This is a genomic window from Winogradskyella ouciana, from assembly GCF_965284585.1.
GTDB lineage: Bacteria > Bacteroidota > Bacteroidia > Flavobacteriales > Flavobacteriaceae > Winogradskyella > Winogradskyella ouciana.
Genome location: NZ_OZ260095.1, coordinates 3,434,540 through 3,441,109 on the forward strand (window position 1 = coordinate 3,434,540; position 6,570 = coordinate 3,441,109).

A 6,570-nucleotide genomic window follows, 5' to 3' on the forward strand; every position below is an offset into this window, starting at 1 on the left:
TCTAAAACTTCTCAAAATAATACAAATCATCGCCACCTTCGCCTCTATAGCGCCTTGAGGACAAATAACCCGTAGTTAAATCGTCATTCAAGAAGAAAGAAAAGTCATCACCTCTACTGTTAATAGGTTCATCCAAAGATACTGGAACTTGTTCCTCGTCTCCAGATTCTAAATCATAAACATAAATATCCAAACCACCTTTGCCGCCACGTCGATCTGAAGTAAAATACAGTTTGTTATCCGCACTTACAAAAGGAAAAATTTCGGTACGTGAGGAATTGATAGTTTCTCCTAATGGAGTAATTTCACCATAGGTTTTATGATTAGAGACTGAAACCTTGTATAAATCAGATTTGCCTTTTGTTCCTTTTACATCAGCAATGAAATAGAGTGTGGATCCATCTGGACTTAAAGCAGGATGAGCAAAATTATGATTAGGGTCACAGAATGGCAATGTTTCAAAATTGGTCCAACCTTTGCCTTCAACATATTCTGCTCGTCTTATTTGTAAATTATAGGTTTCAACACCTTTTAACTTGTTCTCCCCTTTATCGATGTGGTTTGTTGTAAAATACATGTATTTGCCATCTTTAGAAAATGTGGCTGAAGACATATTAAATCGGCCGAGTTCTGTCTTAACGACAGGTTTTTCGTCCTTAATTTCACCATCTTCGCTTAACGGAGCTTCGTACATAATGTAAATAAATCCATCATACTTATCCTTAATCGCGCGACCTCGTTTAGTCGTAAGATTATGGCTGAAGAAGATTTTATCGCCTACCACTCGTGCTGCAAAATGATCGAGTTTGGTGTTGATCTCTAGTTTTTTTACTTCAACGTCTTCGCTTTGTGCAAAGCCATAGGCTAAGGTTAGTAAAAGTAGTATTGTAAATTTGGCTTTCATAATAGCTATTCTCTTCTATATTGTTTGGTTTCTTCAAAAACGTGCTCTAAAATGGCTTTATCCTTATCGGTAAATTCTTCTTTACGTCTTGCCATCACAACTTCTGCAACTTCAAACGCCTTGTTGGTTTTATAGGTTACAAAACCTTTGCTTCCTCCCCAAGAAAAACTTGGCACAAAATTGCGAGGAAAACCACTTCCAAAGATATTAGCACTTACACCAACAACCGTACCAGTATTAAACATGGTGTTGATGCCACATTTACTATGGTCTCCCATCATGAGTCCACAAAATTGCAATCCGGTTCTTGCAAAACCACCAGTTTGGTAATCCCAAAGGCGCACTTCTGCATAATTGTTCTTTAAGTTAGAGTTATTGGTATCTGCACCAAGGTTGCACCATTCTCCCAAAACGGAATTTCCCAAAAAGCCATCATGACCTTTATTGGAATATCCAAAAAGGACAGAGTTATTCACTTCGCCTCCAACCTTACTATGAGGGCCAACAGTGGTAGGTCCATAAATTTTTGTTGCCAATTTTAAGGTAGCATTATTACAAAGCGCAAAAGGTCCTCTAACCACTGAGCCTTCCATTACCTCAGCATCACGACCAATATAAATGGGTCCTGAGCTTGCATTCAGTGTCACAAAATTGAGCTTTGCACCTTTCTCAATAAAAATATTTTCTGGCTTTATAGTATTTACCGTTGCTGGAATAGGCTTTGATTTTCTATCCTTTGTAATCAATCTAAAATCTTCCTCGATAGCTTCACCATTTTTTGAGAATATATCCCAAGTATGTTCAATTTTTATAATGTCTCCTGCAAACTCCACAGCTTCAAATGTTGAAAAATCAGTGACCTCCTCTCCTTCTTTTGCGAAAAAAGCAATCACATCTTCTCCTTTAAAAACCGCTTGGTTATGACTAAGGTTTTTCACCATCTCAACAACTTCAAGATTAGGTAAAAAAGACGCATTTATCATAATGTTCTCTTCCATTTCCACCATTGGGAATTTATCCGAAAGATAATCCTCGGTTACTGTGGTTGTGGTATATTCTAAATACGATTCCCATTTTTGGCGAATGGTTAAAATACCTACTCTAATATCAGCGACTGGTCTGGTATATGTAAATGGCAGAAGATTGTTGCGATATGGACCGTCGAAAAGTATATAGTTCATGAGAGTTTGAAGTTAGAAGCACGAAGCCAGAAATAACTTTTCTAGAAAATCATACTTGTTTCAGTATCAAAAGTAATTTAATTGTAGAAAACAAAAAAGCCCTTCTGATATAGAAAGGCTTTTAACGTTTATCTGTGAACTAGGTTTATTTCTTAAACTTAGCGTATTTGTTTTTGAATTTATCAATACGACCAGCTGTATCTACCAATTTAGACTTACCAGTGTAGTAAGGATGAGAAGTTCTAGAAATTTCCAATTTCACTAATGGATATTCAACACCTTCAACCTCAATAGTTTCATTTGTCTCTGCAGTAGATTTAGTTAAAAACACATCTTCGTTAGACATATCTTTAAACGCTACTACTCTATAATTTTCTGGATGTATTCCTGCTTTCATCACTAAATGCTTTAAAATTTTTCGATTTTTTCGAGGTGCAAATTTAAGTATTTTTTATAAATGTACAATCTTTTTAATAATTTTTATTTTACAATTTACTGTAACAAATAACTATATTTGAGTACTAACTAAACAATTAACCACTAAAACTCATTTTAATTATGGAACATCAAAAACCAAAGGCTGGTAAATTTGCGCTTAACTATGGTCTAATCTTAGGGCTAGTAATGATATCTATTGCAGTAATTATGTATGTTACTGGTTTGGCACTAGAAGGAGTGCAATGGCCAAATTATTTATACTACATTATATTCCCTGTAGTTATTTTTTATGCTATTGGGCAATACAAAAAAGCTAATGCTAATGTTTTGAGCTTAGGAGATGCTATAAAAGTAGGTTTAGCCATAGCTGTGGTGAGTGCACTCGTTTATGTAATCTATGGCTTTATTTTTAACTACGTAATTGATCCAGAATTTATGGCACAAGCATTGGAGGTTGCTAAAGATAAAATGCTTGAGAATCCAAACATGACAGAAGAACAAGTGGAGCAAAGCATAAAAATGATTGAAATGTTTACCAATCCATTAATTGGTTCTGCATTCTGGGTTGCTATGAGTGCACTTTTTGGTTTAATCTGGTCATTGATTGCCGGATTAGTAATGAAAAATAATTCTTAAGTAAGCCTTAAATAATTTCTTATTTTTGAAGTCTAGACTTTAGACAACATTATATGAACATATCAGTAGTAATACCACTACTAAACGAGGAAGAATCTTTAAAAGAACTACATAATTGGATTGTGTCTGTGATGCAATCCAATTCGTTTTCTTACGAAATACTGTTCATCGATGATGGCAGTACTGATAAGTCTTGGCAAGTGATTTTTGAACTATCGGAAAACAACCCAAATGTTAAAGGGGTTCGTTTTTTAAAGAATTTTGGGAAGTCACAAGCGCTACATGCAGGTTTTGCACAAGCAGAAGGCGATGTGGTTATTACCATGGATGCTGATCTACAGGATAATCCAGAAGAAATTCCTGAGTTATACAATATGATCACTTCAGAAGGTTATGATCTTGTCTCAGGCTGGAAAAAGAAACGCTACGATTCTGTTATCTCAAAAAACTTACCTTCAAAATTATTCAATTGGGCAGCAAGACGAACTTCTAAAGTAAAACTGCACGATTTTAATTGTGGCTTAAAAGCCTATTCAAATCAAGTGGTTAAACATATTGATGTGTATGGCGAAATGCATCGTTATATTCCTGTTTTGGCAAAAAATGCAGGGTTTACCAATATTGGTGAAAAGGTGGTGAAACATCAAGCCAGAAAATATGGTAAGACCAAATTTGGGATGAATCGTTTTATTAATGGCTTTTTAGACCTCATTACCATCTGGTTTATTTCACGCTTTGGTAAACGACCAATGCATCTCTTTGGCGCACTTGGAGTTATAATGTTTATCATCGGTTTTGGGTTTGCACTTTATCTAGGACTGGACAAATTGTTCTTTGACCCAAGTGGTCGATTAATCACTGACAGACCTCAGTTTTATATAGCGCTTTCTACCATGATTATTGGCTCCCAGTTTTTTATTGCTGGCTTTTTAGGAGAACTTATTTTACGCACCAAACGCCAAGAGCAACGCTATTACATTAAAGATCATATTAATTTATCCTAACATCCTCATTTTACTGGGTACTTTGTAAACATAAAAAGTCGAAATGTTTACATTTGTAGTATAAACACCGTTTATCCATGATTTACATTAAACCTGAAATTTTAGAGCGCGTCAACAGTTGGCTTACTCCAACATTTGATAAGGATACCCAAGACCAAATAAAACACATGATAGCTTCTGATCCCAAAGGGCTAGAAGAAAGTTTTTACAAGGATTTAGAGTTTGGTACTGGCGGAATGCGAGGTGTAATGGGACTAGGAACCAATCGTATTAACAAATATACGTTAGGAAAGAATACGCAGGGATTGAGTAATTACCTCAACGCGTCATTTCCAGATGAAAATGTAAAAGTTGCTATTGCATACGATTGCAGGCATAATAGCAAGACTTTTGGAAAAGTAGTAGCTGATGTATTTTCTGCCAATGGAATCCAGGTTTTTTTATTCGAAGATTTAAGACCAACACCAGAGTTGTCTTTTGCATTAAAACATTTAGGTTGCCATTGTGGTATCGTATTAACGGCTTCACACAATCCACCAGAATATAACGGTTACAAAGTCTATTGGCAAGATGGTGGACAATTAGTACCACCACAGGACGGTGAAATTATTACGGAAATCAACCAACTAGAGTATTCTGAAATTAAATTTGAAGCAAATTCCAGTTTAATTGAATACATAGGTAAAGCTGTTGACGATGTATTTATAAACGATTCAATAAAAAATGGAAGTTTTGACACATCCAAAGAAGCGAGAGAAAATTTGAATGTGGTTTTCACCTCTTTACACGGAACGTCAATTATGTCCATTCCCGAGACGTTAAATCGTGCCGGTTACACCAATGTGAATATTGTTGAAGAACAGGCTGATCCTAATGGTGACTTTCCAACAGTTGTATCACCAAACCCTGAAGAACCTGAGGCGCTTAGAATGGCAATGGCACTAGCCGAAAAAGTAGATGGAGATATTGTCATTGGCACAGATCCAGATGGTGATCGTTTGGGTGTGGTAACTCGCAATTTGGAAAATGAGCTCGTTATCCTAAATGGAAACCAAACCATGTTATTAATGACGGATTTCCTTTTAGAACAATGGAAAAATTCAGGAAAAATAAATGGCAATCAATTTATTGCCAGTACTATTGTGTCCACACCAATGATGTCCGTTTTGGCTGATGCTTATAATGTTGAGTATAAAATTGGCTTAACAGGATTTAAGTGGATTGCCAAAATGATAAAGGATTTTCCTGAGCTCGATTTTATTGGTGGTGGCGAAGAAAGTTTTGGTTTTATGGTTGGTGATTTTGTGCGAGATAAAGATGCCGTTACCTCTACCCTTTTGGCCTGCGAAATTGCGGCACAAGCTAAAGCTGAAGGCAAATCACTTTACGAAAAATTAATTGATTTATATGTTAAACATGGCTTCTACAAAGAGCGTTTAATTTCATTGACCAAAAAAGGCATTGAAGGTGCCCAAGAAATAAAACAAATGATGATTGATGCTAGAGAAAATCCACTAAAGGAAGTCAATGGCTCTAACGTGGTACGTGTTGAGGATTATCAATTATCCATTGCAAAAGATCTTATAAACGATACCGAATCTCAGATTGACATCCCAAAATCCAATGTATTGATTTACTATACGGAAAACGGTAGTAAAATTGCATTACGACCTAGTGGTACCGAGCCAAAAATAAAATTCTACGTTAGTGTAAACACCAAACTAGACAATATGTCTGCTTTTAAGGAAAAGGAGCAATTGTTGGAAAATAGAATTGACGCCATCCTAAAGGACATGAAGCTATAGATGAACTATTTTAGACAAATTCTTGGTTTTGCCAAACCGTATAAAGGCTACGCCATATTAAATATTGTTTGTAATATTTTTTATGCTCTGTTTGGTACATTATCAATGGTATCACTTTTTCCTATGCTTAATGTGCTATTCGGAAAAACTGAACCTTTGATGGTAAAACCAGAATGGACAGGTTTAAGCAACATCAAAGATTATGGCGAAAATTACCTCAATTATTTTGTAACCCAAAAATCTATTGAAGGTCATGACGATGTGTTAATTTTCATGGTAGGTCTTGTAATAACAATGTTCTTGTTAAAAAACATTTTTGCCTATTTAGCGATGTACTTTATAACTTTTCTAAGAAATGGAGTACTAAGAGATATTAGGAACAAGCTTTATGAAAAGATAATGGTTCTTCCTGTTTCTTATTATTCAGAAAAACGCAAAGGAGATACTATTGCTCGTATTTCAAGTGATGTTCAAGAAATTCAGTCCTCGTTCTTATCTATATTAGAGTTAATTGTACGTGAGCCATTGATGATAATTTTTACAATTATTATGATGGTGCTGATAAGTATAGAGCTTACTATTTTTGTATTTATATTCATACC

7 protein-coding genes are annotated in these 6,570 nt (G+C 35.3%); 4 read left to right on the plus strand and 3 right to left on the minus strand.

Features of this window, described 5'->3' with window-relative positions; translation table 11 throughout:
• Position 1 precedes the first annotated feature (1 nt).
• From ACQ65V_RS15305 to ACQ65V_RS15315, 3 genes are all read right to left on the minus strand, one after another.
• Positions 2 to 904: a TolB family protein gene (locus tag ACQ65V_RS15305; RefSeq protein ID WP_430468594.1), complete on the minus strand. Its 903-nt coding sequence runs from the start codon at positions 902 to 904 to the stop codon at positions 2 to 4.
• Between the two features lie 5 nt (positions 905 to 909).
• A complete protein-coding gene (locus ACQ65V_RS15310; protein ID WP_430468595.1) occupies positions 910 to 2,085 on the minus strand; it encodes a GlmU family protein in 1,176 nt (391 codons plus the stop codon).
• Between the two features lie 145 nt (positions 2,086 to 2,230).
• Entirely contained in the window at positions 2,231 to 2,482 is a 252-nt protein-coding gene (locus ACQ65V_RS15315) for a type B 50S ribosomal protein L31 (protein ID WP_155089492.1), read from the minus strand.
• A 161-nt stretch (positions 2,483 to 2,643) separates the two neighbouring features.
• Between ACQ65V_RS15315 and ACQ65V_RS15320 the strand changes: the two genes are divergently transcribed.
• The 4 genes from ACQ65V_RS15320 to ACQ65V_RS15335 all read left to right on the plus strand — a co-directional run.
• The gene (locus tag ACQ65V_RS15320) at positions 2,644 to 3,159 is read left to right on the plus strand and encodes a DUF4199 domain-containing protein (RefSeq protein ID WP_273289355.1); all 516 of its coding nucleotides are present in this window, start codon (positions 2,644 to 2,646) and stop codon (positions 3,157 to 3,159) included.
• Positions 3,160 to 3,212: 53 nt separating this feature from the next.
• A complete protein-coding gene (locus tag ACQ65V_RS15325) occupies positions 3,213 to 4,163 on the plus strand; it encodes a glycosyltransferase family 2 protein (RefSeq protein ID WP_430468596.1) in 951 nt (316 codons plus the stop codon).
• A 77-nt stretch (positions 4,164 to 4,240) separates the two neighbouring features.
• Positions 4,241 to 5,968, plus strand: coding sequence for a phospho-sugar mutase (locus ACQ65V_RS15330; protein WP_430468597.1), 1,728 nt, complete (start codon positions 4,241 to 4,243; stop codon positions 5,966 to 5,968).
• Positions 5,969 to 6,570 (plus strand): ABC transporter transmembrane domain-containing protein (locus ACQ65V_RS15335; RefSeq protein WP_430468598.1); only part of this gene is annotated, 602 nt, incomplete at its 3' end.

Bases quoted from the DNA above. Each gene is read 5' to 3' on its own strand.
- ACQ65V_RS15305 (WP_430468594.1), bottom strand. From the start codon at position 904: ATGAAAGCCAAATTTACAATACTACTTTTACTAACCTTAGCCTATGGC.
- ACQ65V_RS15310 (WP_430468595.1), bottom strand. From the start codon at position 2,085: ATGAACTATATACTTTTCGACGGTCCATATCGCAACAATCTTCTGCCA.
- ACQ65V_RS15315 (WP_155089492.1), bottom strand. From the start codon at position 2,482: ATGAAAGCAGGAATACATCCAGAAAATTATAGAGTAGTAGCGTTTAAA.
- ACQ65V_RS15320 (WP_273289355.1), top strand. From the start codon at position 2,644: ATGGAACATCAAAAACCAAAGGCTGGTAAATTTGCGCTTAACTATGGT.
- ACQ65V_RS15325 (WP_430468596.1), top strand. From the start codon at position 3,213: ATGAACATATCAGTAGTAATACCACTACTAAACGAGGAAGAATCTTTA.
- ACQ65V_RS15330 (WP_430468597.1), top strand. From the start codon at position 4,241: ATGATTTACATTAAACCTGAAATTTTAGAGCGCGTCAACAGTTGGCTT.